This is a genomic window from Halalkalicoccus tibetensis (assembly GCF_037996645.1).
GTDB lineage: Archaea > Halobacteriota > Halobacteria > Halobacteriales > Halalkalicoccaceae > Halalkalicoccus > Halalkalicoccus tibetensis.
In genome coordinates this window covers 404,686-428,872 of record NZ_JBBMXV010000003.1, presented here as the reverse complement: position 1 = coordinate 428,872, position 24,187 = coordinate 404,686, and the positions used below count along the sequence as shown (strand labels likewise).

General features: G+C 67.6%; 26 protein-coding genes. 13 read left to right on the top strand and 13 right to left on the bottom strand.

Features of this window, described 5'->3' with window-relative positions; translation table 11 throughout:
* Complete coding sequence (gene hisG, locus WOA58_RS10745; protein WP_340604197.1) at window positions 1–849, bottom strand: ATP phosphoribosyltransferase; 849 nt, start codon at window positions 847–849, stop codon at window positions 1–3.
* Window positions 850–909: 60 nt separating this feature from the next.
* Window positions 910–1,116 carry a hypothetical protein gene (locus WOA58_RS10740; RefSeq protein WP_340604196.1) on the bottom strand — a complete coding sequence of 69 codons (207 nt, stop codon included), beginning with the start codon at window positions 1,114–1,116 and terminating at the stop codon, window positions 910–912.
* A gap of 122 nt (window positions 1,117–1,238) precedes the next feature.
* On the opposite strand from WOA58_RS10740, the gene WOA58_RS10735 reads away from it, so the two are divergent.
* Complete coding sequence (locus WOA58_RS10735; protein ID WP_340604195.1) at window positions 1,239–2,525, top strand: amidohydrolase; 1,287 nt, start codon at window positions 1,239–1,241, stop codon at window positions 2,523–2,525.
* Here WOA58_RS10735 and WOA58_RS10730 read toward each other — a convergent pair.
* Window positions 2,522–2,677 (bottom strand): hypothetical protein, encoded by a 156-nt coding sequence (locus WOA58_RS10730; RefSeq protein ID WP_340604194.1) that lies wholly within the window; start codon window positions 2,675–2,677, stop codon window positions 2,522–2,524. The genes WOA58_RS10735 and WOA58_RS10730 overlap by 4 nt on opposite strands.
* Before the next feature lie 79 nt (window positions 2,678–2,756).
* On the opposite strand from WOA58_RS10730, the gene WOA58_RS10725 reads away from it, so the two are divergent.
* Genes WOA58_RS10725 through hjc form a run of 3 tightly spaced genes read left to right on the top strand, consistent with a single transcriptional unit; the run spans window position 2,757 to window position 4,995 of the window.
* Window positions 2,757–3,194: a DUF6653 family protein gene (locus WOA58_RS10725; RefSeq protein WP_340604193.1), complete on the top strand. Its 438-nt coding sequence runs from the start codon at window positions 2,757–2,759 to the stop codon at window positions 3,192–3,194.
* Window positions 3,195–3,225: 31 nt separating this feature from the next.
* On the top strand, window positions 3,226–4,515 hold the full coding sequence (locus tag WOA58_RS10720; RefSeq protein ID WP_340604192.1) for an adenosylhomocysteinase: 1,290 nt from the start codon (window positions 3,226–3,228) through the stop codon (window positions 4,513–4,515).
* Window positions 4,516–4,995 carry a Holliday junction resolvase Hjc gene (gene hjc, locus WOA58_RS10715; RefSeq protein WP_340604191.1) on the top strand — a complete coding sequence of 160 codons (480 nt, stop codon included), beginning with the start codon at window positions 4,516–4,518 and terminating at the stop codon, window positions 4,993–4,995.
* Here the strand turns inward: hjc and WOA58_RS10710 are convergent.
* Entirely contained in the window at window positions 4,992–5,627 is a 636-nt protein-coding gene (locus WOA58_RS10710; protein ID WP_340604190.1) for an SWIM zinc finger family protein, read from the bottom strand. The two genes, hjc and WOA58_RS10710, sit on opposite strands and share 4 nt — an antisense overlap.
* A 141-nt stretch (window positions 5,628–5,768) precedes the next feature.
* Between WOA58_RS10710 and WOA58_RS10705 the strand changes: the two genes are divergently transcribed.
* Window positions 5,769–5,981: a DUF7472 family protein gene (locus WOA58_RS10705; RefSeq protein WP_340604189.1), complete on the top strand. Its 213-nt coding sequence runs from the start codon at window positions 5,769–5,771 to the stop codon at window positions 5,979–5,981.
* A 6-nt stretch (window positions 5,982–5,987) separates the two neighbouring features.
* On the opposite strand, the gene priL is transcribed toward WOA58_RS10705, so the two are convergent.
* Entirely contained in the window at window positions 5,988–7,076 is a 1,089-nt protein-coding gene (gene priL / locus WOA58_RS10700; protein ID WP_340604188.1) for a DNA primase regulatory subunit PriL, read from the bottom strand.
* Between the two features lie 79 nt (window positions 7,077–7,155).
* Here priL and WOA58_RS10695 point away from each other — a divergent pair, with 79 nt between their 5' ends.
* Window positions 7,156–7,638: a GNAT family N-acetyltransferase gene (locus WOA58_RS10695; protein WP_340604187.1), complete on the top strand. Its 483-nt coding sequence runs from the start codon at window positions 7,156–7,158 to the stop codon at window positions 7,636–7,638.
* Here the strand turns inward: WOA58_RS10695 and WOA58_RS10690 are convergent.
* Window positions 7,635–8,378: a DNA polymerase sliding clamp gene (locus WOA58_RS10690; protein WP_340604186.1), complete on the bottom strand. Its 744-nt coding sequence runs from the start codon at window positions 8,376–8,378 to the stop codon at window positions 7,635–7,637. The genes WOA58_RS10695 and WOA58_RS10690 overlap by 4 nt on opposite strands.
* Before the next feature lie 108 nt (window positions 8,379–8,486).
* On the opposite strand from WOA58_RS10690, the gene WOA58_RS10685 reads away from it, so the two are divergent.
* On the top strand, window positions 8,487–9,863 hold the full coding sequence (locus tag WOA58_RS10685; protein WP_340604185.1) for an MmgE/PrpD family protein: 1,377 nt from the start codon (window positions 8,487–8,489) through the stop codon (window positions 9,861–9,863).
* 51 nt (window positions 9,864–9,914) lie between these two features.
* A complete protein-coding gene (locus tag WOA58_RS10680; RefSeq protein ID WP_340604184.1) occupies window positions 9,915–11,117 on the top strand; it encodes an acyl-CoA dehydrogenase family protein in 1,203 nt (400 codons plus the stop codon).
* Window positions 11,118–11,120: 3 nt separating this feature from the next.
* On the opposite strand, the gene WOA58_RS10675 is transcribed toward WOA58_RS10680, so the two are convergent.
* Entirely contained in the window at window positions 11,121–13,538 is a 2,418-nt protein-coding gene (locus tag WOA58_RS10675) for an efflux RND transporter permease subunit (RefSeq protein WP_340604183.1), read from the bottom strand.
* Window positions 13,538–15,226, bottom strand: coding sequence for a COG1361 S-layer family protein (locus WOA58_RS10670; protein ID WP_340604182.1), 1,689 nt, complete (start codon window positions 15,224–15,226; stop codon window positions 13,538–13,540). Before WOA58_RS10670 ends, WOA58_RS10675 begins: the two co-directional genes overlap by 1 nt.
* A 129-nt stretch (window positions 15,227–15,355) precedes the next feature.
* On the opposite strand from WOA58_RS10670, the gene WOA58_RS10665 reads away from it, so the two are divergent.
* The 3 genes from WOA58_RS10665 to WOA58_RS10655 all read left to right on the top strand — a co-directional run bounded on the left by WOA58_RS10665 (window position 15,356) and on the right by WOA58_RS10655 (window position 17,275).
* Window positions 15,356–16,150, top strand: a complete 795-nt coding sequence (locus WOA58_RS10665; protein WP_340604181.1) for a TrmB family transcriptional regulator — start codon at window positions 15,356–15,358, stop codon at window positions 16,148–16,150.
* A gap of 114 nt (window positions 16,151–16,264) precedes the next feature.
* Window positions 16,265–16,444, top strand: coding sequence for a hypothetical protein (locus WOA58_RS10660; RefSeq protein ID WP_340604180.1), 180 nt, complete (start codon window positions 16,265–16,267; stop codon window positions 16,442–16,444).
* 75 nt (window positions 16,445–16,519) lie between these two features.
* Window positions 16,520–17,275 (top strand): 23S rRNA (uridine(2552)-2'-O)-methyltransferase, encoded by a 756-nt coding sequence (locus tag WOA58_RS10655; RefSeq protein ID WP_340604179.1) that lies wholly within the window; start codon window positions 16,520–16,522, stop codon window positions 17,273–17,275.
* Window positions 17,276–17,280: 5 nt separating this feature from the next.
* Here WOA58_RS10655 and WOA58_RS10650 read toward each other — a convergent pair whose 3' ends face one another.
* Window positions 17,281–17,988 carry a queuosine precursor transporter gene (locus WOA58_RS10650; RefSeq protein WP_340604178.1) on the bottom strand — a complete coding sequence of 236 codons (708 nt, stop codon included), beginning with the start codon at window positions 17,986–17,988 and terminating at the stop codon, window positions 17,281–17,283.
* Entirely contained in the window at window positions 17,975–18,151 is a 177-nt protein-coding gene (locus tag WOA58_RS10645) for a ribbon-helix-helix domain-containing protein (RefSeq protein ID WP_340604177.1), read from the bottom strand. Before WOA58_RS10645 ends, WOA58_RS10650 begins: the two co-directional genes overlap by 14 nt.
* Before the next feature lie 84 nt (window positions 18,152–18,235).
* On the opposite strand from WOA58_RS10645, the gene WOA58_RS10640 reads away from it, so the two are divergent.
* On the top strand, window positions 18,236–18,979 hold the full coding sequence (locus WOA58_RS10640) for a DUF4397 domain-containing protein (RefSeq protein WP_340604176.1): 744 nt from the start codon (window positions 18,236–18,238) through the stop codon (window positions 18,977–18,979).
* Between the two features lie 78 nt (window positions 18,980–19,057).
* Here the strand turns inward: WOA58_RS10640 and WOA58_RS10635 are convergent, their stop codons facing one another.
* Entirely contained in the window at window positions 19,058–21,844 is a 2,787-nt protein-coding gene (locus WOA58_RS10635; protein WP_340604175.1) for a twin-arginine translocase subunit TatC, read from the bottom strand.
* A gap of 101 nt (window positions 21,845–21,945) precedes the next feature.
* On the opposite strand from WOA58_RS10635, the gene tatC reads away from it, so the two are divergent.
* Complete coding sequence (gene tatC, locus WOA58_RS10630; RefSeq protein ID WP_340604174.1) at window positions 21,946–22,770, top strand: twin-arginine translocase subunit TatC; 825 nt, start codon at window positions 21,946–21,948, stop codon at window positions 22,768–22,770.
* Here tatC and WOA58_RS10625 read toward each other — a convergent pair whose 3' ends face one another.
* Both WOA58_RS10625 and WOA58_RS10620 read right to left on the bottom strand, forming a co-directional pair.
* Window positions 22,771–23,196: a TIGR03668 family PPOX class F420-dependent oxidoreductase gene (locus WOA58_RS10625; RefSeq protein ID WP_340604173.1), complete on the bottom strand. Its 426-nt coding sequence runs from the start codon at window positions 23,194–23,196 to the stop codon at window positions 22,771–22,773.
* A 34-nt stretch (window positions 23,197–23,230) separates the two neighbouring features.
* Window positions 23,231–24,154, bottom strand: coding sequence for a branched-chain amino acid transaminase (locus WOA58_RS10620; RefSeq protein ID WP_340604171.1), 924 nt, complete (start codon window positions 24,152–24,154; stop codon window positions 23,231–23,233).
* Window positions 24,155–24,187: the final 33 nt, after the last annotated feature.

The window sequence follows — 24,187 nt, the reverse complement described above, 5'->3', positions numbered from 1 at the left end:
TCACTCGACGAGGCGCTCGATCTCGGTGACGAGGATGCCGCTCGCGCCCAGCTCCTTTACCCGCGTGATAGTCTCGAAGACGTCGCGCTCGTCGACGACGACGTGGACTGCGACCATCCCCTCGCCTGCGATGTCCATCACCGTCGGGCCGCCCAGCCCGGGCAGGGCCTCGCGGATCTCCTCTACCCGGTCCTCGGGCGCGTTGAGCATCAGGTAGCGCTTGCCGTTTGCCGTCAGAACGGACTCGAGCGCGGTGCGGAGCTGCTCGACCTTCGGATCGTCGAGGACGTCCTCGCGGGCGAACAGCCGGACGGAGCTTTTGAGGACGTCGTCGACGACGCCCAACCGATTCATCCGCAGGGTCGTCCCCGTCGAGGTGATGTCGACGATCGCGTCGGCCATGTCGACGTGAGGCGTGAGCTCGGTCGCGCCCGTGACCTCGACGACCGAGACGTCGACGCCCCTCTCCTCGAAGTAGCGCCGGGTGATCCGGGGGAATTCAGTGGCAACCGAGCCGCCCGCGAGGTCCTCGACCGCCGAGACGTCGCCGTCCTCGGGCGCCGCGAGGACGAGCCGGCAGCTCCCGAACTCCAGATCGAGCAGGTCCTCGATGCCCTCGTGGCCGCTTTCTCGCATCTGATCCAGCCCAGTGATCCCGAGATCGGCCGCGCCGTCGGCGACGTAGCCGGGGATGTCGGCCGCGCGGGCGAACAACAGCGACACGTCGGGGTCGACGGTGTCGGCGTAGAGCTTCCGGTCGGCGCCGTTCTCGACGTGGAGCCCCGCGCGTTCGAGCAGCTCGATCGTCGGCTCGTGCAACCGGCCCTTGTTCGGAACGGCGATCTGCATACCTCCTCATTCGATGGAGGCGGCAACTGCCTTGCGGTGTCTCGGCGGGGGGAGAGGATCTCAGGCGTCCGTCGTCAGAATCGAGAGCGTGTAGAGTCCGAAGTAGACCGGGAGCCCGTAGAGGATCGCCAGGAGCGGAACCACGATCAGCATCGGCGTGTTTCCCGAGCCGACCTCGTGGACGAGCGCCGCAAGCAGGAAGACGAGCATGCCGAGAAACCAGTCGGTGTGATCCATCCGTTCCATCCCGCTCTCCTGGACCGTCATCCTATAAGAACCGACGGGCGACGGGCAACGACCGGTTGGATGGAATCACGTGGAGTCGTGTCGGACCCACGTCGTCCCCCGCACTCGGTAGATTGACACGGCCGCCGACGAAACGGGCTGTCATGACGACGCTGCAGATAACGGGCGGGCAGGTGCTCCTGCCCGACATGACCGTCGAGAGCGCCGACGTACTCGTGGATCGGGAGGCGGGCGAGATCCTCGCCGTCGGCGAGACCGAGCGCGGCGACGAGCGACTCGACGCCGAGGGCAGTCTGGTGATTCCCGGGCTCGTGAACGCCCATGGCCACGCCGCGATGACGCTCCTGCGGGGGTACGCCGACGACAAACCCCTCGACGCGTGGCTCCAGGAGGACATCTGGCCCGCCGAAGCCGAGCTCACCCCGGAGGACGTGCGTGCCGGTGCCGAACTCGGGATCGTCGAGATGATCAAATCGGGTACGACGGCGTTCGCCGACATGTACTTCGAGGTGGACGAGATCGCCGCCGCCGTCCGGGAGTCGGGCATGCGCGCACGGATCGGCCACGGGATCGTTACCGTCGGCAAGGACGACGAGGAGGCCCGCGAGGACGTCGAGGAGAGCATCGCGATCGCCCGCGAATTCGACGGCACGGGGGACGGACGGGTTTCGACGGCGGTGATGCCCCACAGCCTGACCACCGTCTCCGAGGAGTGTCTCTCGATGGCCGTCAAGGGCGCTCGTGAGATCGGCGTCCCGGTCCACATCCACATAAACGAGACCCGCGACGAGGTCGAGCCGATCGTCGAGGAGCGCGGGATCCGCCCCCTCGAATACGCCGACGAGCTCGGGCTACTGGACGAGAAGAACTTCCTCGCCCACGGCGTTCACACGGACGAACGGGGGATCGAACTGCTCGCCGAAACCGGAATGGGGGTCGTCCACTGTCCGGCCTCGAACATGAAGCTCGCGAGCGGGATGGCGCCCGTCCAGGCGATGCTCGATGCGGGCGTCTCCGTCGGAGTCGGTACCGACGGCGCGGCCTCGAACAACGACCTGGACCTCTTCGACGAGATGCGCGACGCGGCGATGATCGGGAAGCTCGCGGCCGATTCGGCGGCCGCCGTCCCCGCCGAGGAAGTGGTGCGGATGGCGACCGCGGGAAGCGCCGAGGCGATCGGGATCGACTCGGGGCGGATCGAGGCGGGCGCGAACGCGGACCTCGCCGTGATCGACTTCGGGAAGCCCCATCTCACGCCCGCTCACGACCCCGTGAGCCACCTCGCCTACGCGGTCCGCGGGAGCGACGTGCGCCACACGGTCTGTGGCGGCGAGGTGCTGATGTGTGACCGGGAGGTCCTGACGCTCGACGAGAAGGAGGTGCGCGAGACCGCCGAGAAGCGGGCGACGGAGCTGATCGAACGCGTCTAACGGTAGACCATGACGGCGATGCCGGCCGCGATCAGTAACAGCCCCCACCACAGCGAGTCGAACGGCATGATCTTGAGGATCAGCGTGACGATACCCGACGAGAGCAGCGACCAACCGATCGTGGTCCGGTAGCCCGAGTCGTTGTAGCTCATAGAGGTGGGTCGGCCGCGCGATACAAAGGTCTGCGGCTTGAGTACGAATCGTTTTGCCGGCAGCGATCGTCCACGGCGTATGGCAGTCCCGAGCCCGATGCCCGAGGGGGCTTGGAGCCGACATACAAACCCCTGGAGCGGGGCGACGCGAATGCTCGGGGGCGCGGCACTGCTCCTCACGCTCTATCGCCACGCCTGGAAAGGACTCGCGACGACGGTCGCCTTCCTCGTCCTCAACCCGGTCCTGTTTCCCGAACCTGAGGACACGGACAACTGGCTGAGCGAGGGCGTCCTCGGCGAGGAGGCCTGGATCGCCGACGGCAACCCGATGTTCGGGATGGGGTATCCGGAGGTAATCAACGTGCTGAACGTCCCGCTGTACCTGTACACCCTCTGTTCGGCGTATCGCCAGTACCCGGTTCGGACCCTCGTCGGCTTCCTCGTCACGTTCGCCCTCAAGCTCCTGTTCGTCGACGCGATGGGGCGATACTACCGCGCCCGGCGCGACCTTCGGTAGGGTTTTGGGCGCGCGCTTCCCATCTCGTTTCATGAGTCAGACCGCGTATCCCCCGATCAGCGAGCACCTCGACGACGTCGAGGGCGCCCGCGAGGAGGGCCGACGCAAGATGGACTGGGCGTTCCAACACATGCCGATCCTCACGGAGCTTCAGGAGGATTTCGAGGCCGAAAAGCCCCTCTCGGGCCAGACAATCGGGATGGCGATGCACGTCGAGGCCAAGACGGCGAACCTCGTGGAGGTGCTCGCCGACGGCGGCGCCGAGGTCGCCATCACGGGCTGTAACCCCCTCTCGACCCACGACGACGTCAGCGCGGCGCTAGACAGTCATGAAAACATTACCTCCTACGCCGTGCGGGGCGTCGACGACGAGGAGTACTACGCCGCCATCGAGGCCGTCATCGACCACGAACCCTCCATTACGGTCGACGACGGGATGGACATGGTCGCGGCGATCCACGACGACTACCCCGAGCTGATCGACTCGATCGTCGGAGGCTGCGAGGAAACGACGACGGGCGTCCACCGGCTTCGAGCGATGGACGAGGACGGCGCGCTGAACTACGCCGTCTTCGCGGTCAACGACACGCCGATGAAGCGCCTGTTCGACAACGTCCACGGCACGGGCGAGAGCTCGCTCGCGAGCATCGCCATGACCACGAACCTCTCGTGGGCCGGCAAGGACGTCGTCGTCGCGGGCTACGGCTACTGTGGGAAGGGCGTCGCACAGAAGGCCTCGGGCCAGAACGCCAACGTCATCGTCACCGAGGTCGAGCCCCGCCGAGCCCTGGAGGCCCACATGGAGGGCTACGACGTAATGCCGATGAGCGAGGCCGCCGAGGTCGGCGACGTCTTCCTCACGACGACCGGCAACCGCGACGTGATCGTTCGCGAGCATTTCGAGGCCATGCAGGACGGCGTCCTGCTCGCGAACGCGGGCCATTTCGACATCGAGATCGACCTCGACGCGCTCGACGACCTCGCGGCCGATCGCTACGAGGCCCGCGACGGCGTCGAGGCCTACGAGATGGACGACGGCCGCCGTCTGAACGTGGTCGCCGAGGGGCGGCTGGTGAACCTCGCGGCGCCGGTCGCGCTCGGCCACCCGGTCGAGGTCATGGACCAGAGCTTCGGCGTGCAGGCCGCCTGCGTCCGCGAGCTCGTCGAGAACGGCGAGAGCTACGGCGCGGGCGTCCACGACGTGCCCGACGAACTCGACGAGGAGATCGCGGAGATCAAGCTCGCCGCCGAGGGCGTCGAGTTCGACAGCCTCTCCGAGGAGCAGCGCGAGTACATGGGCAGCTGGGAACACGGAACGTAGATGGCGAATCGGAAGGGCGATCGCCGGGAACGCGAGCTGGTCAACCGGCTCGACGAGGCCGGCTTCGCGGTCATGCGCGCGCCCGCGAGCGGCGGGGCGACCCAGCGCGAGCTGCCCGACGTGCTCGCGGGCAACGGCGAGGCGTTCTACGCGATCGAGGCCAAATCCAGCTCGGGCAAGCCGATCTACCTCACCGGCGAGGAGGTCGAGGCGCTGGTCTACTTCTCGCGGAACTTCGGCGCCCGCCCCAAGATCGGGGTGCGCTTCGACCGCGAGGACTGGTACTTCTTCCACCCCGGCGACGTCTATCGGACCGACGGCGGCAATTACAGGGTCAAAAAGGAGACGGCGCTCGAGGAGGGCGAGACCCTCGCCGAGCTCGCCGAAACGAGCGGGAGCGATGCGGACGTCGAGCGAGTTCTCACGGCCGTCGAGCAGGGGACGCTCTCGGCCGAGGAGGCCGCGGGGATGTTCGATTAGGCGGGCTCGGAGAGGCGTTCGAGCCGCGAGCGCGGGAACGAGTAGACCCTGAGGGAGTCGGGTGCCGGCCCCGAGTCGGTCATCGAAACGGACTGCGGGTAGACCGCGCCGACGACCCGGTCGGCCGGGTCGTACGAGCGGTTGGTCGGGTAGGTCGCGACGCTGTAGGCCGATTTGCCGATCCCCACGTGGTCGGCCCGCCGGTCGGAGACGTGCACGACGAGCAGCCGGTCGCCCGTCTCCCGGTCGCGGACGAACGCGCCCGGCTCGAGGGCGTGGTCCTCGCAGTAGTGGGGCTCGTCGACCGCCTCCTCGGGGACGAACAGCTCCTCGCCACAGACCGCACAGTCGGCCGGGAGCCGGCCCGGCGGCGCGAGGCGGCCCTCCGTGATCTCGATGGCGACCCGCCGGAGGTGTTTACAGCGGACGTCCCGGAAGGCGTGGTCGGGGCAGCTACAGCGCCGCGCGTCGAGGTCGACGAGATAGCGCTCGTCGCGCTCGGTTGCGACCTCGTAGAGCGCGTCGCCGAGGGCCGTGGTGGTCATCCGTTCGGTTCTGGCGCGGACCGAGCGCCGGTCGAGTTCGCTTTCACTGGACGGCAGTGACGCTGGTGTGTGTCTGGCTTGCGTCATGGAATCACCGAGGGTTCCACTGGAACCCCCGAATCGTTGCAGTCATAGGTAGGCGCCCGAGGAACCTAAGTCTTCCACCGGAAACGGGTGTGGAGGATTCGCTTCGAAGTGCTTTTACTTCGGGGCGGAAAACGCCACGCCATGGACATAGACCGGGAGACGATCGTCGAAGTCGTCGTCTCCGTGGGGGCGGTGGGGCTGTTCGTCGGGGTGCTGGTCGGTATCGGCTCCGCCTACAACGACGGCGGGCTCTCGGCCGACGGCGGCCTGGTGCTGGTCGGCGCGATCACCGCCTTCGTGGTCCTCATGTCGTGCGTCGGGCTCGGGCTCGCGTACTACCTCAACCAGGAGTAGAACCGTTCAGTCGCTTTCGACCGCCGCTTCCTCGTCGTTCTCCTCGCGCCAGTCGACCAGTTCGTCCTCGTCGGCCTCGTCAAGCTGATACTCGTAGTAGTTCAGCGGGTGGGACTCGTTGATCTCCTCCTCGCAGATCTCGTCCTTGTTCACGCAGTCGCCGTATGACTGCATGGTCGCACAGCTCGGCGGGGTGTACTCCGTCGGGCTGGTCTCGCCCCGAATGTGGTCGGTCTGGTAGCGCGTCATCTCCTCGCCGAAACTGGAGTTGACCATGTAGAGCTCGATGATCTCGTCGGTGTCCATCCCGATGCTCGTGAGGAAGGCGGTGATCGCGAACCGGGAGTGATGTGGCAGATGCTCGCCCTGCTGGATCGAGTCGAGCAGCGCCTTCATACACGGCGGGAACCGTTCGGGGACGACGGTGTCGATCTCGCGGGTCAGGTCGAGCTCCGAGAGGGTCTCACGGATCGCCTCGACCTCCGCCTCGACCGGCTCGGCGATCGGGTCGGGCACCGATAGCGGCAGCCCGTCGGCGACCCGCTGGGCGATGGCCTCCTCCAGCAGCGTGGCCAGCTCCTCGCTTGCGACGTGGACCTCGCCGTCTGCGAGCGTGCGGTTGACCAGGCGCCACTCGTCGCCCCAGACGTCTGAGGCGAGGCGGAGGTAGGTGCCGACGGCGACGCGATAGCCGTCTTCGGCCTCGACGATCGCCTCCTCCAGGTCGAACTCCGCGAGCAGCTCCGACAGCCCGAGTCGTTCGGTTCGGTCGCTCTTGAGCCGCGAGCTGGTCTCACCGGCGCCGAACTGCGAGATGGCGCGTTCGGCCTCCGCGCGGGCGTACTTGCGGGTACAGACCCGCTCGTCGACCAGCGAGACGAGCACGCGCGCGACCGGGTAGGAGAGCAGCTCGACGCGCGTGTTGCGGTGGGCGTTCCCGATCGACCCCTCCTGTAGCGCGCCCGTGACCCGCTCGCTCGCCCGCGAAACGACGGCATCGTTCTCCCGGATCAGCTCGGCCAGATCGACGTCCGCGGCCTCGACGGCCTCGCGGGCACCAGAGAGAAACGGGTACTGGGCGTGAAGCGCCTTCATCCGCGAGCGGCTATGACGGCGAGGCCGATAAACCTGTGCGAACGCCCGCAGTTATATACGACCGCCGGGATCGAACGGTATGGTCGCGATCCGTCCCGCACGGCCCGAGGACGCCGAAGCGATCCGCGAAACGGCGCTCGCGTCGTGGCACGCCGCCTACGACGACCTGCTCGGTGGGGAAACGGTCGAGGCGCTCGTCGAGGAGTGGTACGCGCTCGACGGGCTCCGGGAGTCGATCGAGCACCCGGAGCACGTGGTTCGCGTCGCGGATGACGTAGTGGGGTTCGCACACATCGGGCCGAACCCAAACGAGGAGCACGTCGCGGAGCTCCTGCGACTCTACGTCCGGCCCAAGCGCTGGGGAGAGGGGATCGGAAGCCGGCTGCTCGCGGCGGTCGAAGGGGAACTCGCCGACTACGACCGACTCACGCTGTCAGTACTCGCGGAGAACGAGGTCGGGATCGGATTCTACGAGAAACGGGGGTTCGAACGGGAGGGAGAACGGGAAGTGGAGGTCGGGGGCGAATCGTATCGGGAGTACCGCTACGGGAAGGGGATCTAGTCGCTCTGGATGCGTGGCGCTAGCATATAGGTGATCTGGCCCTGGCCTTCGGCGACCTCGAAGTGGAGCTTGACGGGGAACTCCTCGCCGAGCTCGAGGGTGACCTCGCCGTCGCTCGGGATCGCCTTGTTCATGTCCTTGAGGTAGTCGAGGCTGAAGAGCGAGTGGGCGGGCCCGGGCGTCAGGTCGATGAGGTCGCTCTCGTCGAGCTCGAGATGGACGTCGTCGGTGTCGCCCTCCGCGTCGACGTAGAAGAGGTCCTCGGTCTCGTCGACGCCCAGCGCGATGTGATCGCTCACCATGTCGGCGGCCTTCACGGCTCGATTGATGTCGCGGCCCTCGACGACGACGTTCGCGGGGAGATCGAGGTCGGGGATGTCGGGTTCCTGGCGGATGGAGTCGGGATCGATCAGCGCAAGCGTGTACTCGAGGCCGTCGATCCGGATGTGGAGCTTGCGGGTCTCCTCGTCGAGCTCGAGGTGGACGAGCTGGCCGGCGTCGGCCATCCCGACGGTGTCCTCGAGCCGCGAGAGGTTGACGCCGATCTGCCCGCCGTCGGCCTCGTAGGACTCGAAGGCCTGGGCGTCGAGCGTCATATCGACCATGCCGACGTTCGCGGGGTCGACGGCGCGGATCGCCAGCCCGTCTTCGTTGAGGTGGATCTTACACTCGTCCACCAACGCGCTCACGGAATCGAGCGCCGTCCCGAGGGTGTCGGCACTCACGATCGCATTGAACATCTTGTCTCCGGCTACGGAAGCGCGGCTTAAAAAGGCAGCTTTCTGTTCGCGCGCGTGCGCGCAGCGAGGCGTGCGGATACTTACCACGGCGGTCCGTAGGCTCGATCGATGATCGCGTTCACCGATCGGCTTGCGGAGCACTGCGCCAGCCGGGAGCCCGTCGACGCGCCTGGAGAGGCGCTTCGAAAGCACGTACTCGACTGGTTCGGGGTCGCGATCGGCGGCGCCGCCCATGCCGACTCGACGCCCGCCCTGTTCGAAGGAACGGGGGACGCCGGAAGCGGCACCGCCACCGTGATCCCGACCGGTAACCGCCGCCCGCCCGGAGCCGCGGCGCTCGTCAACGGCACGCTCGCCCACAGCCTCGATTTCGACGACACACATCTCGGTTCCTCGCTGCATCCCGGCGCGCCGTCGATCGCGGCCGCGCTCGCGACCGCCGAGGCGACCGACGCCCCCACCGAACGGTTCCTCACCGGGGTCGCCGTCGGCTACGACGTCGCCTGCACCGTCGGGGAGGCGGTCAACCCCGACGCCCACTACGCCCGAGGATTCCACGTCACCGCGACCTGCGGCACCTTCGGCGCGACCGCGGCCGCCGGCGTCGTCCACGGGCTCACCGAGCGGGAGTTCGCCGACGCCTTCGGGATCAACGGGAGCCAGGCCGCCGGCTCGTTGCAGTTCCTCGCGAACGGTGCGTGGAACAAGCGCCTCCATCCGGGACTCGCCGCGCGGCGGGCGGTGACGGCGGTCGAACTCGCGGCGGCGGGCTTCGAGGGCGCCGCCGAACCCATCGAGGGTGAGTTCGGTTTCCTCGCGGGCTACACGGACGAGCCTCGTCCCGAGAGGATCGACCGACTCGAGGGACGGAACGCGGTCGCTGAGACGGGGCTCAAGCCCTACCCTTGTTGTCGGTACATGCATCCCGCGATCGACGCGCTTCGCGAACTCGCGCCCGTGGTCGGCCCCGAGGCGGTGACGGGGATCGAAGTGGCGTTGCCCGAGGCTGGCGTGCGCCTAACCGGCGATCCGATCGGGTCGAAACGTCGTCCGGAGAACTTCGTCGACTGTCAGTTCAGCATGCCGTTCGCGGCGGCGCTCGCGCTCTCAGAGGGCGCGGCCGGCGCCGAACCCTTCCTGCGAGCGGCCGGGCGACTCGACGACCCGCCGCGATTCGAGGACCGCGGGTTCCGCCGGTTGATGGACGCGACGGACGTTACGACGGATCCCGAGGTGCAGGCGGCGTTCCCAGAGCGGTGGTGCGCCCGGGTCGTCGTCGAGGCCGGCGACCGGTACGAGCGGTTCGTCGATGTTCCCCGCGGCGAGCCCTCTGACCCGATGGCTTGGGAGGCGGTCGTCGAGAAGGCACGGGGGCTCATCGAGACGGCGGAAACGGGAGTCGACCCCGACGCGCTCGCGAGAGCAGTCGAGAGGCTACCGGATCGTTCGGTCGGGGAGTTGGTGGCCGTTGCGACCGGCGAGTGACGGACCACCGTGAACTACAACCTTAACACGGCAGGGGAGCCATCGAGAGGTATGCTACCGTTTTCCGAGCGCGCGATCGAGTTCACCGATCGCCAGCGACGGGTCCACGAGGCGGTCGGAGAGATCTGTGCGGAGTTCGATCGCGAGTACTGGCGCGAGCGGGACGCCGCCGGCGAGTACCCCCACGCGTTCGTCGAGGCGCTGGCCGAGGAGGGCTGGCTCGGCGTGCTCGTGCCCGAGGAGTACGGCGGAAAGGGTCTCGACACCGCGGAGGCGGTAGTCATGATGGAGACGATCGCCGCGAGCGGCGCCGGCTTCAGCGGCGCCCAGACGATCCACGCGGCGGTCTACAACTCCGCGCCGCTCGTGGCCCACGGCAACGACGCGATGAAGGAGGAGCTCCTTCCGCGGGTGGCCAGCGGCGACGCCTGGATCCAGTGTTTCTCGCTGACGGAACCGAAGGCCGGCTCGGAGTCGACCGCGATCGAGACCCGTGCGAGGCGTGAGGGCGAGGAGTACGTGATCGACGGCGAGAAGCTCTGGACCTCGCGAATCGACGTCTCAGACTACGCCGTGGTCGCCGCCCGGACCACGCCCAAATCGGACGTGGAGAGGAAGACCGAGGGGATCTCGCTGTTCCTGGTCGATCTCGAACGGGCGTTCGACGCGGGTTCGATCCACCTCGAGGAGATCGAGAAGACCGCGAGCAACGTCGTGAGCTCCTTTCGGGTGAGGTACGACGGGCTGCGCGTACCCGCCGACGCCCTGATCGGCGAGGAGGACCGGGGGTTCTACCACGTGCTCGACGGGCTCAACGAGGAGCGGCTGGTGATCACCGCCGAGTGTACCGGGCTCGGCGAGCTCGCGATCGAACGTGGCGCGGCCTACGCCGGCGAGCGGGAGGTGTTCGGTCGTTTCATTGGTTCGAACCAGGCGGTCCAACACCCCCTGGCGGCGGCCTACGCGCGCGTACAGGCGGCCCGCCAGCTGGTGTACGCCGCCGCCGGCCGGACCGACGACGATCCGAAGACGATCGGGACCTGGGCGAACGTCGCGAAGTATCTCGCAAGCGAGGCGTGCTTCGAGGCCGCGGATGCCGCGGTCCAGACCCACGGCGGTCGGGGCGTCGCCCGAGAGTACGACGTCGAGCGCTACTTCCGGGAGGCCAGGCTCACCCGCCTCGTGCCGATCACACAGGAGCTCGCGCTGAACTACGTCGGCGAGAACGTGCTCGGCCTCCCCCGGTCGTTCTGAAGCTCAGCCGAAGTAGCGCGCCCAGACGAGCAGCGTCGGCGGCAGGACGACGATCGCCATCAGATAGGAGTAGACGACGCTGATCGTCATCAGGACGCCGAACTGCCCGAGAATCGGCGTCAGCGCGAGCATCAGCGAGCCCGCACCGCCGAACGTCGTCAGCATGCTCGCGGTGAGCGCGCCGCCCGTTCCCCGGAGGGTGGTCAGCAGCGACTCGTAGGCGTCGGCCGTGACGTTGTACTCGTCGATGAACCGGTGGGTGATGTGCACCGAGTAGGCGACCCCGACGCCGATCGAGATCGGCAGGATCGTCCCCGTCAGCACGTTGAACGGGATCCCCAGGATCGGCATTGAGCCCGCCAACAGGGCGACGCTCACGACGATCGGGACGAGGTTCGCGATCCCGAGGGCGAAGTGGCCCTCGAGGACGTAGTAGATGACGAGCAGGAACACCGCCGTGAACACCAGCGCGAGGATCAGCGACTCGATGGCCGAGTCGAGGATCAGGTCCGAGACCTCCTGGAAGACGACGATCTCGCCGGTCGGCGTCGCGTCCAGCCGGTAGTCGTCGGCCAGCTCGTTGATGTCCTCGGTCACCTGCTCGTCGTCGGCGTCGGCCTCGACGGAGTACATGACCTGGGTGCTTCGGCGGTCGTCGGTGATGTACTGGCTCGCCTGATCGCCCGACTCGGAGGCGAGCAAGGCGTCGTAGATCTCCTCTAGGTTCCGGTCGGGGACGCCGTTGTCGTTCAGGTCGTTTCGCTCGACCAGCGCGGCGAACTCGGGGTCGTTCTCGGCCTGCGTCTCGATCACGTCGATGATGCTCTCGCTCTGGGCCTCGCCGTCCTCGGTCACGATCGACGGCGGCGGGTCCTGTCCGGCCCGGTTGATGGACTCCAAGGCGTAGTCGTGGCGCAAGGGCCCCTCGACGTAGATCGTCACCTGGTCGTCGTCGCCGCTCGCGAAGTTCTCCTCCAGGTAGTTGAGCGTCGCCGTGATGGTGTACTCCTGGGGCTGGACGCTCTCGGGAAGATATTCGAGGTAGCCGGGCTCTTCGTCGGGGGGCAGGAAGTCCTCGTCGTCGAAGGTCGTGTCGACGTTCGTCGCCGAGAGCCCGCCGCCCGCGGTCACCAGCAGCGCGACCACCAGGATCGCCATCGGCGCCTTCCGGCCGACGATCGCCCCGGCCGGGAGGACCCGCCCGAGGATCGAGTCCTCGGAGCCGAGCGGCGAGGAGCCGAACGCGGGGATCGGCCGGCCCTCGCGGGCGCGGTCCATCGCGACCTTCGCGGCGGGCATGAACACGCCGAAGATGAGGAAGGTGAACACGACGCCGACGCTCGCGACGACCCCGAACTCCTGGATCGGCGGGAGGTCGCTCACCATGTTGGCGCCGAAGCCGATGACGGTCGTACCGGTCACGATGAAGAACGCGACTAGCAGCTGGTGAGTCGCGATCGACATCGCCTCGCCCGGGGACCGGTCGCCGGTCCGTTCCTCGCGATACCGGTTGACCGCGTGGATTCCGAAGTCCACCCCGATCGCGAGCAACAGGGGCGGCACCGCGATGAGCATCTCCGAGAAGGGGATGCCAGCCAGTCCCGTGAACCCGAACGTCCAGACGATCGTCATCGCGAGCGCGACCAGGCCCAAAAGCAGGTCGAACGGGTCCCGGAACGCGAAGATCAGGAAGCCCAGGATCAGCACGACCACCACGGGGATCACCAGCGCGAGCGAGTCGCCGATCACGGCCTCGAACTCGTTCTCGAAGACGCCCTGGCCGAAGACGATGACGTCCCCGCCGACCGAGTCGACGATATGATCGATGCGGTCCAAGTCACCGCCCGGATCGCCCCGCTCGGTGTGGGTGACGGTGACGATCGTCGCCGATGCCGAGGGGTCCTGGGCGTTGACGTCGTCGCTCAACAGCCCCTCGACCTCCGGCTGCTCCTCGATGGTCGTCCGGACGGTCTCGCGGACCTCGCCGCGGGTCGCGGCCTCGATCGCGTCGGCCTGTTCGCCGGGCGTCTCTGCGGTCGGGTCGATCGAGAGCGCGATCGTCTCCGCGAAGCTCGAGGAGTCCTCGACGCGGACCGTCGGGTCGTCCTCCAGGCGTTGCTGGAGGGTCAACATCCGCACCATCTCCTCCTGTGTGACGACGTTGTCACCCCGTTGGATCAGCTGGGTCGTCGGCTGGTCGTCCTCGAAGGGGGGCTCGAACTGCTGGTTGACGTCCTCGAGAGCCTGCTGTGCGGGGACGTCCTCGGCGAACCCCTCGGTCCCCTCGTCGAGCTCGATGTCGCCCAGCCCGCCGGCGAAGACGAGCGTCAGCACGAGGAACAACGCGATGACAACGCCCGATCGCTGGGTGATCCAGTAGTTCGTCCACTCGATCGCCCCTTCGAGGCTGAACCGCGACATTATGGCCGATCGAGCGAGTGGTACCACTCACGGACGTCGTCGCGGAACCACCAGACGATTGCGGCCAGCAGCGCGATCACGGCGATGATCACGAGCAGCCAACCCAGCCCGTCGTCCTCGGTCTCGGCGACGGTCACCGGGACCCGATAGGTGTCGGAGAGCTGGTCGGAGTCGTCCTCGTCGTCGTACTGGAAGTCCATCTCGACGGGGTAGGTCTGGGGATCGGCGCCCTCGCCGACCTCGAGATCGAACTCGAGCACCTCGGTCTCGCCGGGCTCGATCTCGCCGATGAAGACCTCGTCGTCGTCGATCGACAGCGGGTCGTTGGTGAACGCCTGCGCCCGGAGGTTGGTGAGCGTCTGGTCGTAGTCGTTGGTCACCGCGATCTCGAGGGTGTCGGTCGCCCCGGGCTCGAAAGTGTCCTCCGCCGTCTCGTCGTCCGTCTCCGTCTCCGTCTCGGTCTCGGCGTCCTCGTCGGTCTCGGCCACGTGGCGTTCAACGGTGAACACCTCGCGTTCGTCGTCGATCTCGACGCTCATGTCGATCGGATCGGTCGTCTGGACGTCGCCCGCAACGTTCCGATAGCGGGTCGTCACCTCGACCTCGCGCGGACCGGGCTCGGCCTCGCTGCTCACCGCCATCGGGAACTCGAACTCGGCGCTCTCGCCGGGGTCGAGCGAGCCGACCGAGAACTGCGACTCGCGGGCGTCGACGTTCTCGCCGAGCCCGACGCCCGGCCCGCCGCCGACGTCGCCGAGGATGTCGAGCGCCTCGCCGTCGCCGCCGCCGTCGCCCAGCAGGAGGACGACGTTCTCGGCCGCGTTGGGCCCATCGTTGGTGACCTGGCCGGTCACCTGGCCGTTCTCGCCGACGTAGAGTTCGCTCTCGACGTCGTCGACCGAGAACGCCTGCTGGTCGCCGGTCGCGATCGCGGTCCGGAGCTCGCGGGAGCTCCGTTCGTTGTCGCTCTCGTCGAGATACTCGACGGTCGCGTTGAGCGTCGTGTCCTGGGGGAGTGCGTCGTCCGAGAGCTCGGTGACGAAGTTTATCGCCTGGGTCTCGCCGGCGGCCCAGTCGCCGACGTAGATCTGCTGGCTCTGGGAGGTGACGTCGACGTTCGTGTCGGGCGCGTCGAGCGTGACGACCGCCTGGCTGGCGTCGCCGGGCCCGGTGTTGGTGATGTCGATCGTCGAGTCGCCGCTGTCGCCGACGACGACGTCGGAGGTCGCGCCCTCGATCTCGAACTGCGAGCCCTCGTCGACCACGAGATCGACCGTGACGGTCTCGGTCGTCGTCACCTCGTCGGCGTCGTCGCCGTCCTCGTCGGCCTCGGGGGTGTAGCTGTACTCGAGCTCGATCGGGACCTCGTAGGTGCCGGGGTTCGCGTCGCCGTTGACGGTGATGTCGAAGCTCTGGGTCCCCGTCGCCCCCTCCTGTACCGTGCCGATCGGGGCGGTATCCGTCTGGACCGAGATCGGCGCGCCGCCGGAGTCGAGCTCGGCGGTGACGCCGCGGGCCTCGGTCACCGTCGCCTCCTCGATCTCCTCGCCCTCGGTGGTGATCTCGCCCTGGTTCTCGAAGGTCACCGTGAGGCTCGTCTCCTCGCCGGGCGCGACGGTGTTGTCGGGCGCATACGCCTCGAACGCGGGGCTGCCCTCTGCCTGTGCGAACGCGATTCCGGAAATCATCACGGATAGGATAAGTATCCCGAGTACAACTCCCCGTTTCCCCATATGGCCGATAGTCGGGAAGAACTCACATCAATCTTCCCTTATCGAAACCACAACAGCGTTGTTTCTCGACCGGGACCAACGGGTATGGACGAACGGATCGTCGAGGGACTCGTCGACCTCGGCCTGTCGCGATACGAGGCTCGGGCCTACGTCTCCCTGTTCCAGCAGGAGCCCGAGACCGCGGAGGGGGTGGCGACGGCCGCCGAGGTTCCGAAGGGGCGGATATACGACGTCCTGAACGCGCTGACCGAGCGCTCGCTCGTCCGCTCGGACGACGAGCGACCCAAGACCTACACCGTGGTCGGCGCGGCGCGGGCGGTCGACCGCCTCCTCGAGACGCGCCTCGACGAGCTCGACGAGCAGCGCGTGGACTACGAGCGGACGGCCGAGCGCCTGCGGCGCTCGCTGTCGTCGCTCGAAACGGACGAGAGCGACGCCGGCTTCTCGACGAGCGCCTTCCACCACGACGAGGCGCGCGAGCTGCTGCTCGATCGCTTCGAGGCCGCCGAGGAATCGATCCGGATCGTGGTCGACGAGGCGACCGCCCGAACCGAGGGCGACGAGGAGCTGGACGAGCTGCTTCGCCGGCGGGTCGACGAGGGGATCGAGATCCGGCTGCTCCTCGTGGATGCCGCCGAGCGGGGCAGCGAGCTGAACGGGGAGGGGTTCGACGTCCGGGTCGTCGACCCCGACCGGCAACCCGAGCACCGCTTCGCCGTGATCGACGGCGCCGAGGCCTGCATCGAGGTCGTCCGCCCGGTCTCGCCCGATCGGCTGCTCGCCGTCGTCGACTTCCGGAACAACCAGCCCGCCCGGGAGCTGGCGGAGACGTTCGAGGCGCTCTGGGACGCCGCGACGCCCGCCGAGCAGGGGGCGTAGCCCTCGACCCGTTAATTCTGTTCTCTCCAGTCTGAAACCATATCGAACAACCCTAGCAATTCAGAGGTCTGCGAGAGCTTAAGTTGTTATGGAGAGAACAACAGTGTGAACACCATGAGACGAACCATTATGACCGCGCTCGCGGTCGTGTTCGCGGTGGGGATGCTCGCCAGCCTGGCCGGAACGGCGGCCGCACAGGGATCGACGGACCTCCTCCTGCAGGCCGACGAATTCGGCCCGCTGCTGGAACTGATCGCCAGCCTCTTCGACATCTCGATCTCGATCGAAGGATAGCCTCCTGACCACGCGGTTTTCTCGGACGGACAGCGAAGCCCGTAAGCCCCTCGGCCGTCTATAGCCGCCATTCAGATGGCCGGAAAGGACGAATACTACAACAAGGCGAAACAGCAGGGGTATCGCTCCCGGGCGGCCTACAAGCTCCAGCAGCTCGACGAGATGGAGGACCTCTTCTCGCACGGCGACAGCGTCGTCGACCTCGGGGCCGCCCCGGGCGGCTGGCTCCAGGTCGCGAGCGAGCGCGTCGGCACCGGCACGGTGGTCGGCGTCGACCTCCAGCGCATCGACGATCTCGACGGCGTCGAGACGATCAAGGGCGACATGACGAACGAACGGACCCGCGAGCGGGTCATCAAGCGGGTCGGCGAGGCGGACGTGGTGCTCTCGGACATGGCGCCGAACATGACCGGCGAGTACTCGCTGGATCAGGCGCGATCGCTCCATCTCGCGCGCCAGGCGTTCGAGACCGCCCTCGAGCTGCTCGCGCCCGGCGGGGACTTCGTCACCAAGGTGTTCGAGGGCCGGGACGTCGATGCGCTCCGCGAGGACATGGAGGCGGAGTTCGAGTACGTCCGGACGACGAGCCCGAAGGCCTCCCGCGACGAGTCTTCGGAGATCTACATGATCGCGAAGGGGTTCCTGACCGCGCCCGTCGAGGCCGGCGACCGGCTGACGGTCGAGGTCGAGGGACGCGGCAGCGAGGGCGACGGGGTCGCCAAGGTCGAGGGCTTTACCGTGTTCGTGCCCGACGCGGAGGAGGGCGAGCGCGTCGAGGTCGAGATCGAGGACGTCAAGCCGAACTTCGCGTTCGCGAAGCGCGCCGACTGATCGGGTCAGTCTGCGGGCGTCGCCGCCGGATCGCCCTCTCGCGATCGGACTAACCCGACGACCGCGTAGACGACGGGCGTGTCGGCGAGCGCGATCAGCAGCTTGATCAGGTACTGGCCGACGATCAGCGCCGCCAGCTCGCTTCCCGGGAGCGCCATCCCGATCCCGAGCAGCGACGGGGCAAGCGAGAACGCCACCAGGATGAAGACGACCGTATCGAGCGCCTGGCTGGTCGCCGTCGAGCCGAGGTTGCGCGCCCAGAGCAGCCTCCCGCCCGTCCGCTCGCGGATCCGGTGGAAGGCGAGCACGTCCCAGTTCTGGCTGACGAGATACGCCAGGAGACCGCCGAGAACGACGTTGGTACTCGGGGCCAGCACCTGCGCGAACAGGTCGGGATCGACGCCGGCGGGCGAGCCCGGCGCAAGGATCGCGAGCCAGAGCAGCCCGAGCATGACGAAGATCATCCCGAAGCCGACGTTGACCAGCAGCTGGGCGGGCCGTTTGCCGTAGAGCTCGGCGTAGCAGTCGGTGGCGACGAAGGTGATCGCATAGGCCAGCACGCCCGCGGGGACGATGATCTCGCCGCCGACGGCCGGCAGCGCGGCGGGCAACGGGAGCGCGAGGATCTTCACCGCGAGCAGCTGGGCGACGACCAGCGCGGTGACGAACAGCGCCGCGAGCACCAGCCGCGGCGCGTGATCACTGCGGGCCATCGTGCCGTCCCTGTCGGTCGTCGATCTCGTCGAGCAGGTCGAGGGTCTTCCTGACCGACGCGCGGATCGCCTCGCTGCGGTTGACGAACTTCCCGTCCTCGCCGACGTGCGAGTCGAGGTCCTCGAGCAGCTCCCGGGGCACTTCGACGCTTATCTTGGGCATACTCGAAGAATATCGGACGGCGCCATAAGCCCGCCGGCTCGATCCGGCGGCTTTTATTGTTCAGCGGCACCGAGGGTCGAAACGATGATCGATCACACCAGACGGTCCGTCCTCGCGGCGGCCGGAACAGGGATAGCCCTCGCGGCCGGAAGCAGCGTCGCGGGTGCGGACGAACACGGGGACGACCCCGAGACGGGCGACGACGGTGCCCGGGTCGTCCACCTCTCGCCGGATGCGCCGGCGCTCGACATCTACGTCGAGGGCGAGCTGTGGTTCGAGACCGTCGAGTCGCTGACCGTTCAGGACCACTACATGCCCTCGGAGCCGGGGGTCTACGAGGTGGCAGCGGTGCCGGCCGGCGGGGAGCTCGAGGACGCGCTCGTCGAGACCGACTGCGAGGTCGAGCCGGGGCCCTGTACCCTCGGCGTGGTCGGCGAGGTCTGCAATCTGAGCGGCAACCCGCTCGACCTGGTCGCGCTGAAGGACGACTTCGAACCGACCGAGGAGGACCACGCGCGGTTCCGGGTCGTCCACGCCGCGCCGGACGTCCCGGCGGTCGACGTCGAGACCGAGGACGGGATGGTGATCGCCGAGGGCCTCGGGTTCGGCGAGGCGGCGACGGCGGAACTGCCCGCCGGCGAGTCGATCGTCTCGATCGGCGCCGACGGGGAGAGCCTCGCCCGGTTCGCGCTCGAACCCGCGGCCGGCAGCGTCTACTCCGCGTTCGCCGTCGGTTATCGCGACCCGGAGGGAGCCCCCGATGACGCGCCCGAGGAGTTCTCCTTCTCGCTGGCGCTCAGCGAGGACGCCACGCCGGGCGAGCGCTGAGCCCGCGACTCGCTACTCCTGCTTTCTGCGTATCGGTAAGAAGAGCCGAGCGTTCCGAAGGACCGTGAAGCGACGGCGTCAGCCCTCCGGGTCGATGATCTCGATCCCGTCGTCGTCGTCACCGTCCGCTTCCGCTTCGTCGTCTTCCGTCTCGTCGACGTCGCCGTCGTCATCGTCCTGTTCGTCAGCCTCGTCCGCATCCTCGGTGTCGGCATCGTCGGCCGCCGGAGCGTCCTGGTCGTCGGCCTCGTTATCGTCCTCCTCGGCGGCGTCGCCCTCGTCGAACGCGTCGTTCTCGTCGTCAGTCTCGTCCGTTCCCTGATCGCCGGCGTCGTCGGTATCGTCGGCCGTATCAGTTCCGTCCGGGTCGTCCGGGCCGTCGGTGTCCTCACCGCCTTCGGCGCCGTCGGAAGCCTCCTCGCTCCCGTCGTCGGCGCCGACGTCGTCCTCATCGTCCTCGTCGCCGGGCTCTACACCCGCGTCCGGGCCCTCCTCCTCCGGGATCTCGCTGTCGTCGGAGAGGACGGTCCCGAGCCCGCCGGTCATCGAGACGGCGACGCCGACGGTGACCAGCACCGCGAGGATCCCCACGAGCCACTTCGAGTTGCCGCTGTTCGTCTCGGCCACGGGCTGGTCGCCGAAGTCCCGCCGGCCGCCCAGCGTGGCGGCGTGAAGCCCCCCGAGCCCGACCCAGTAGACCAGCATCGTCGGGACGGCGACCAGGAACATCGTCAGGACGCCGGCGGGCGTGAACACCCCGGCGACCGCGAAGACGGCGATCGTGAACTCGCGCCAGCGGTTGCGCATCGCGCCGTAGGAGGCGAGTCGACCCCGGAACAGCATCCACATCGTCACCGGAACGCAGGCGAGCAGACCGACCCCGACGGTGGTGTAGATGATCAGCCAGGAGAAGCTGCTGATCCGATAGGAGATGACCATCCCGCCCTGGACGGCGTCGTAGACGAGAAAGCCGATCAGGCTGGGGGCGATGTAGTAGTAGCCGAGGAAGGTGCCGCCGGCGAGCGCGAGCGTGAACGCGATCGTCCACTCGTAGACGACCGAGCGCTGGCCCGTCGTCAGCCCGCGTTCCTTCATCGCCGGCCAGGCGTAGTACAGCACCATCGGCAGGATCGAGAGCAGGCCGGCGATCGTGCTCACCTTGATGATGAAGATCAGCGTCTCGACCGGGTGGAGGTCGATGATCCGGATGTCGTCGATGTCGACCACCGCCGCGGGCATTCGCGAGACGAAGTCCTGGGTAATGACCCGGACCCCACCCATGTAGAAGAAGGTGAAGACGCCGACGAGCACGAGCCCGAACACCGCGAAGATCAACAGCATCCGGGAACGGAGGCTGTCGGCGATGTACTTCATGTCGTAGAGGTAGCCGCCGATGTCGTCCTCGTCCTTCTCCTCGGAGAAGGAGGCGAACACCCCCGAGGCCGTCCCGGTCAGGATCCCGCCGACGTCCTCCTCGTCGGTCTCGGGGTCAGCGTCCGCGCCCGCCGTTTGCCCCTCGGAGGAGCTCCCGGTGGCGGCGTCGGCTGTCCCCTCGTCCTCGTCGGTCTCGGCCTCCTCCTCGTGGACCGCGTCGTACCGGTCGAGGACCGCCTGGGCCTTCTCGGGGTCGTCGTCCTCCATCGCCCCGCGGGCGACCGAAAGCGCCTCCTCCTCGGAGAGCTCCTCGAAGGCCGCCTGCGGAGCGGCGTGGACCCCGTTGGCGTCGAGCCCCTCGAGGTCGATCGACTCGGGGTCGCCCATCCGGCCGCCCGACTGCGAGGGAGGCTCCTCGACCGAGGAGACCAGCAGGAAGAACCCGATGAGCAGGAACGAGAGGACGAACAGGGCCGCCCCCGCCCCGACCGCCAGCGCGACCTCCTGGGGGACACCCAGCAGCTCCTGGAGCCAGAGCGCCTCGGGCAGCACGACGTCGCGCGGGGCGAGGAACTCCTCGTTGACGTACTCGCCCAGCCCGGAGACGAGCGCGGCGTAGGCGCCGGCCGCGAGCAACAGCGGGATCCCGAGGAGCTTCCCGAGGTTCCGCTTGGCCGTCCCGACGATGTTCGCCCGGCCGCCGCGTTTGAGGTTGACGATGAAGCGCGTCAGCCCGAGGCTGAAGGCGTAGAGGACGATCAGCGGCAGCGCCCACATGACCTGGGAGATGGGGTCCGGCGGCGAGAACATCGCCCCGAAGACGAAGATCCCCATGATCGCGTACTTCCACTTGTCCCGGAAGGTCTCGTAGGGGACGATCTCGGCGTAGGCCAGCGAGCTCATCATCAACGGGAGCTGGGCCGCGAGCCCGAAGGAGATCGTCAGCAGGACGAGGAACTCCGTCCACATGACGATCGACCACGTGGGATCGATCCCGACGTTGAACGCGAACTCGGCGAGGAAGCCGAGGATCAGCGGGAAGAACAGACCGTAGGCGTAGGAGACGCCGCCGACGAACAGGAGGAACGACATCAGCCCCATGCCGACGAGCTTCCAGCGCGCGATCGGCGTCTGGGGCCAGTAGCCCCGCGCCCGGAGCTCGTGGCGCGAGAAATACAGCAGTGGCGGGATGGCGATGAGGATCCCACCGACGATCCCGATCTTCGCCTGCAGCAGGATCACCTCGAAAGGCGTCGTGACGATGATCTCGTGCTGTTCTGCGACCTGTGCCGGCATCTCGGATTCGGTGACCGCCCGCAGCCAGTCCCAGATGACCGCTCGCAGCGCGTAGAACGTCCCGAGGAAGCCGACCACGAAGATGATGAAGACCTTCTGGAGATGCGTCTGGATCGTCGACAGCATCGCCCCGACCGTCTGCCGCCCACTGTCGAGCGTCTGGGCGGTGTCCTCGTCGACGATCGAACTCGACATTCATCGACGATAACCGATAGGTCGTTATCAATCTTCCCTCTCGGCGTGCGCGAGGGCGTTCAAGAAAGCCTATAACCGCGGGGACACGTACACTCTGGTGAATGGGCGAGCATCGCGCGAGCGACGAGCGGGTCGCCACGGACGGCGGAACGTCCACGGCGGCTGCCACGGCCGACGATGCCGAAACCGACGTCGGCGGCATCTCCGCGCCCACCGAGGATCAGGAGATGCCCCTCGCCGATCACATCGAGGAGATGATAAAACGGCTGGCGATCGTCATCGTCATCGCCGGCTCGGTCAGCATCGTCGTCTTCCCGCTTGCCGATCAGGCGATCACCTTCCTCTGGTACTCCGTGCTGCCGGAGGGCGAGATCGCCCAACCTCGCGTCTACGGTCCCCTCGAGTTCATCTTCGCGCGCATCAAGGTCGCCAGTCTCGCGGGGTTGATCGTCGCCTTACCCGTGATGGTCTATCAGACCTACCGGTTCATGCGCCCCGGCCTCTACCGCAACGAACGGAAGTACTACCTCGCGGCCGTGCCGACCAGCCTCGTCCTCGCAGTGGTCGGCGTGCTGTTCGCGTACTTCGTCGTGCTGCCCGCGATCTTCACCTACTTCCTGACCTACTCGCAGGACGCCGGCGCGATCGCCTTCGGGCTGGGCGATACGTTCGGGCTGATGCTGATCCTGATCGCGTATCTCGCGATCGTCTTCCAGATCCCGCTGATCATCATGCTCGCGATCATGATGGGGATCACGACGCGGGACTGGCTCGCCGACAAGAGGCTCTACTTCTGGGGCGCGTTCCTCGGGCTCGCGTTCATCTCCAGTCCCGACCCGACCGGCATGGCGCCGATCATCATCGCGCTGACGATGGCCGGCCTCTTCGAGGGGACCCTGCTGGTCCTGAAGTGGGTCGGCCGGTAGCTACCGGAGGTCGCCCCACGAGACCGCGTGACCCGGTTCGATCCACACCAGCGGCCGCTCCTCCAGCGCGTGGTCCTCGTACTGCTCGTACTTCCCGCGCAGCGCCCCGATCGCCGCCTCCCGACCGTCGGCGCCGGGCTTCAGGACCGTCGCCCACCCGCGGAGCTGGACCCAGCCGAGGCGGTCCCAGTCCTCGCGGTAGTGATCGACCACCAGCGAGACGAAGGGGTTGGATTCGACGTCCCGTACCCGTCTGAGCTGCTCGCCCGCCTCCGCGGGCTTCTCGTCGACCGCCGAGACGACGGCCCCGTCGACCAGCGCGAAACAGACGGGGACGACCTGTGGACGACCGCGGTCGTCGGCGGTCGCCAGGCGGGCCACCCGCGCGCGTTCGACGTACGCCCGCTCCCGATCCGAGAGAACCATATCCGGGGTTATGATCCCACGACGGAAGGGGGTTTCAGACGTAGCTGAACCAGTCGTCGTAGTTGTCGGTGCGCCGCTCGATCACGTCGAAAAAGCGGGTCTGGATCTCCTCGGTGACGGGACCCCGCTCGCCGACGGTGACGTTGTCGACCTTCTTGATCGGGGTGACCTCCGCGGCGGTGCCGGTGAAGAACAGCTCGTCGGCGGTGTGCAGCTCCCCGCGGCTGATCGACGCCTGGTCGTGGACCGTATAGCCCAGATCGCGGGCGATGGTGATCACGCTGTTTCTGGTGATGCCGTCCAGAATACCCTCCGAGAGCCCGGGGGTGTAGAGCTCGCCGTCGCGGACCAGAAAGAGGTTCTCGCCGGGGCCTTCGGCGACGTTTCCCTCCTTGTTCAACACGAGTGCCTCGACGTAACCGTGGCTCCGGGCCTCCTCGCCCGCGAGCAGGCTGTTGACGTACAGGCCCGTCGTCTTCGCGTTCGTCGGGATCTGGCTGGAGGCGTGTTTGCGCCACGAGGAGACCTTCACGTCGACGCCCTTTTCGAGAGCGTCCTCGCCGAGATACGCGCCCCAGGGCCAGGCGGCGATCGCCACCCGGGTCGGGCAGTCCCCGGGGCTCACGCCCAGGCTGTCGTAGCCGTAGAAGGCGATCGGGCGGATGTAACACGACTCCATCTCCTGGCGGCGGATCAGCTCCTTGGTCGCCTCCTCGAGTTCCTCGGGCTCGTGGTCGATCTCGAGGCCGTAGGGCTGGCCCGAGTCGTAGAGGCGTTCGGCGTGTTCGTCCCAGCGGAAGATCGCGGGGCCCTCCTCGGTGTCGTAACAGCGGATCCCCTCGAAGACGCCGGTGCCGTAGTGCAGCCCGTGGCTGAGGACGTGGATCTGTGCGTCCTCCCAGTCGACGAACTCGCCGTCCATCCAGATCGTATCGACGTCCATGTCGTCGAATCCCATATCCGACCCGTCGAATCCCTCCGTAATGAGTGT

Coding starts and splice junctions, on each gene's coding strand:
- WOA58_RS10690 (WP_340604186.1), bottom strand. CDS start 8,378: ATGTTCAATGCGATCGTGAGTGCCGACACCCTCGGGACGGCGCTCGAT.
- WOA58_RS10625 (WP_340604173.1), bottom strand. CDS start 23,196: ATGGTTCTCTCGGATCGGGAGCGGGCGTACGTCGAACGCGCGCGGGTG.
- WOA58_RS10650 (WP_340604178.1), bottom strand. CDS start 17,988: ATGGCCCGCAGTGATCACGCGCCGCGGCTGGTGCTCGCGGCGCTGTTC.
- WOA58_RS10620 (WP_340604171.1), bottom strand. CDS start 24,154: ATGGGATTCGACGACATGGACGTCGATACGATCTGGATGGACGGCGAG.
- WOA58_RS10725 (WP_340604193.1), top strand. CDS start 2,757: ATGGCAGTCCCGAGCCCGATGCCCGAGGGGGCTTGGAGCCGACATACA.
- WOA58_RS10680 (WP_340604184.1), top strand. CDS start 9,915: ATGCTACCGTTTTCCGAGCGCGCGATCGAGTTCACCGATCGCCAGCGA.
- WOA58_RS10645 (WP_340604177.1), bottom strand. CDS start 18,151: ATGCCCAAGATAAGCGTCGAAGTGCCCCGGGAGCTGCTCGAGGACCTC.
- WOA58_RS10705 (WP_340604189.1), top strand. CDS start 5,769: ATGGACATAGACCGGGAGACGATCGTCGAAGTCGTCGTCTCCGTGGGG.
- WOA58_RS10720 (WP_340604192.1), top strand. CDS start 3,226: ATGAGTCAGACCGCGTATCCCCCGATCAGCGAGCACCTCGACGACGTC.
- WOA58_RS10735 (WP_340604195.1), top strand. CDS start 1,239: ATGACGACGCTGCAGATAACGGGCGGGCAGGTGCTCCTGCCCGACATG.
- WOA58_RS10730 (WP_340604194.1), bottom strand. CDS start 2,677: ATGAGCTACAACGACTCGGGCTACCGGACCACGATCGGTTGGTCGCTG.
- WOA58_RS10660 (WP_340604180.1), top strand. CDS start 16,265: ATGAGACGAACCATTATGACCGCGCTCGCGGTCGTGTTCGCGGTGGGG.
- WOA58_RS10670 (WP_340604182.1), bottom strand. CDS start 15,226: ATGATTTCCGGAATCGCGTTCGCACAGGCAGAGGGCAGCCCCGCGTTC.
- WOA58_RS10655 (WP_340604179.1), top strand. CDS start 16,520: ATGGCCGGAAAGGACGAATACTACAACAAGGCGAAACAGCAGGGGTAT.
- hisG (WP_340604197.1), bottom strand. CDS start 849: ATGCAGATCGCCGTTCCGAACAAGGGCCGGTTGCACGAGCCGACGATC.
- WOA58_RS10675 (WP_340604183.1), bottom strand. CDS start 13,538: ATGTCGCGGTTCAGCCTCGAAGGGGCGATCGAGTGGACGAACTACTGG.
- priL (WP_340604188.1), bottom strand. CDS start 7,076: ATGAAGGCGCTTCACGCCCAGTACCCGTTTCTCTCTGGTGCCCGCGAG.
- WOA58_RS10640 (WP_340604176.1), top strand. CDS start 18,236: ATGATCGATCACACCAGACGGTCCGTCCTCGCGGCGGCCGGAACAGGG.
- hjc (WP_340604191.1), top strand. CDS start 4,516: ATGGCGAATCGGAAGGGCGATCGCCGGGAACGCGAGCTGGTCAACCGG.
- WOA58_RS10695 (WP_340604187.1), top strand. CDS start 7,156: ATGGTCGCGATCCGTCCCGCACGGCCCGAGGACGCCGAAGCGATCCGC.
- WOA58_RS10685 (WP_340604185.1), top strand. CDS start 8,487: ATGATCGCGTTCACCGATCGGCTTGCGGAGCACTGCGCCAGCCGGGAG.
- WOA58_RS10665 (WP_340604181.1), top strand. CDS start 15,356: ATGGACGAACGGATCGTCGAGGGACTCGTCGACCTCGGCCTGTCGCGA.
- WOA58_RS10710 (WP_340604190.1), bottom strand. CDS start 5,627: ATGACGCAAGCCAGACACACACCAGCGTCACTGCCGTCCAGTGAAAGC.
- tatC (WP_340604174.1), top strand. CDS start 21,946: ATGGGCGAGCATCGCGCGAGCGACGAGCGGGTCGCCACGGACGGCGGA.
- WOA58_RS10740 (WP_340604196.1), bottom strand. CDS start 1,116: ATGACGGTCCAGGAGAGCGGGATGGAACGGATGGATCACACCGACTGG.
- WOA58_RS10635 (WP_340604175.1), bottom strand. CDS start 21,844: ATGTCGAGTTCGATCGTCGACGAGGACACCGCCCAGACGCTCGACAGT.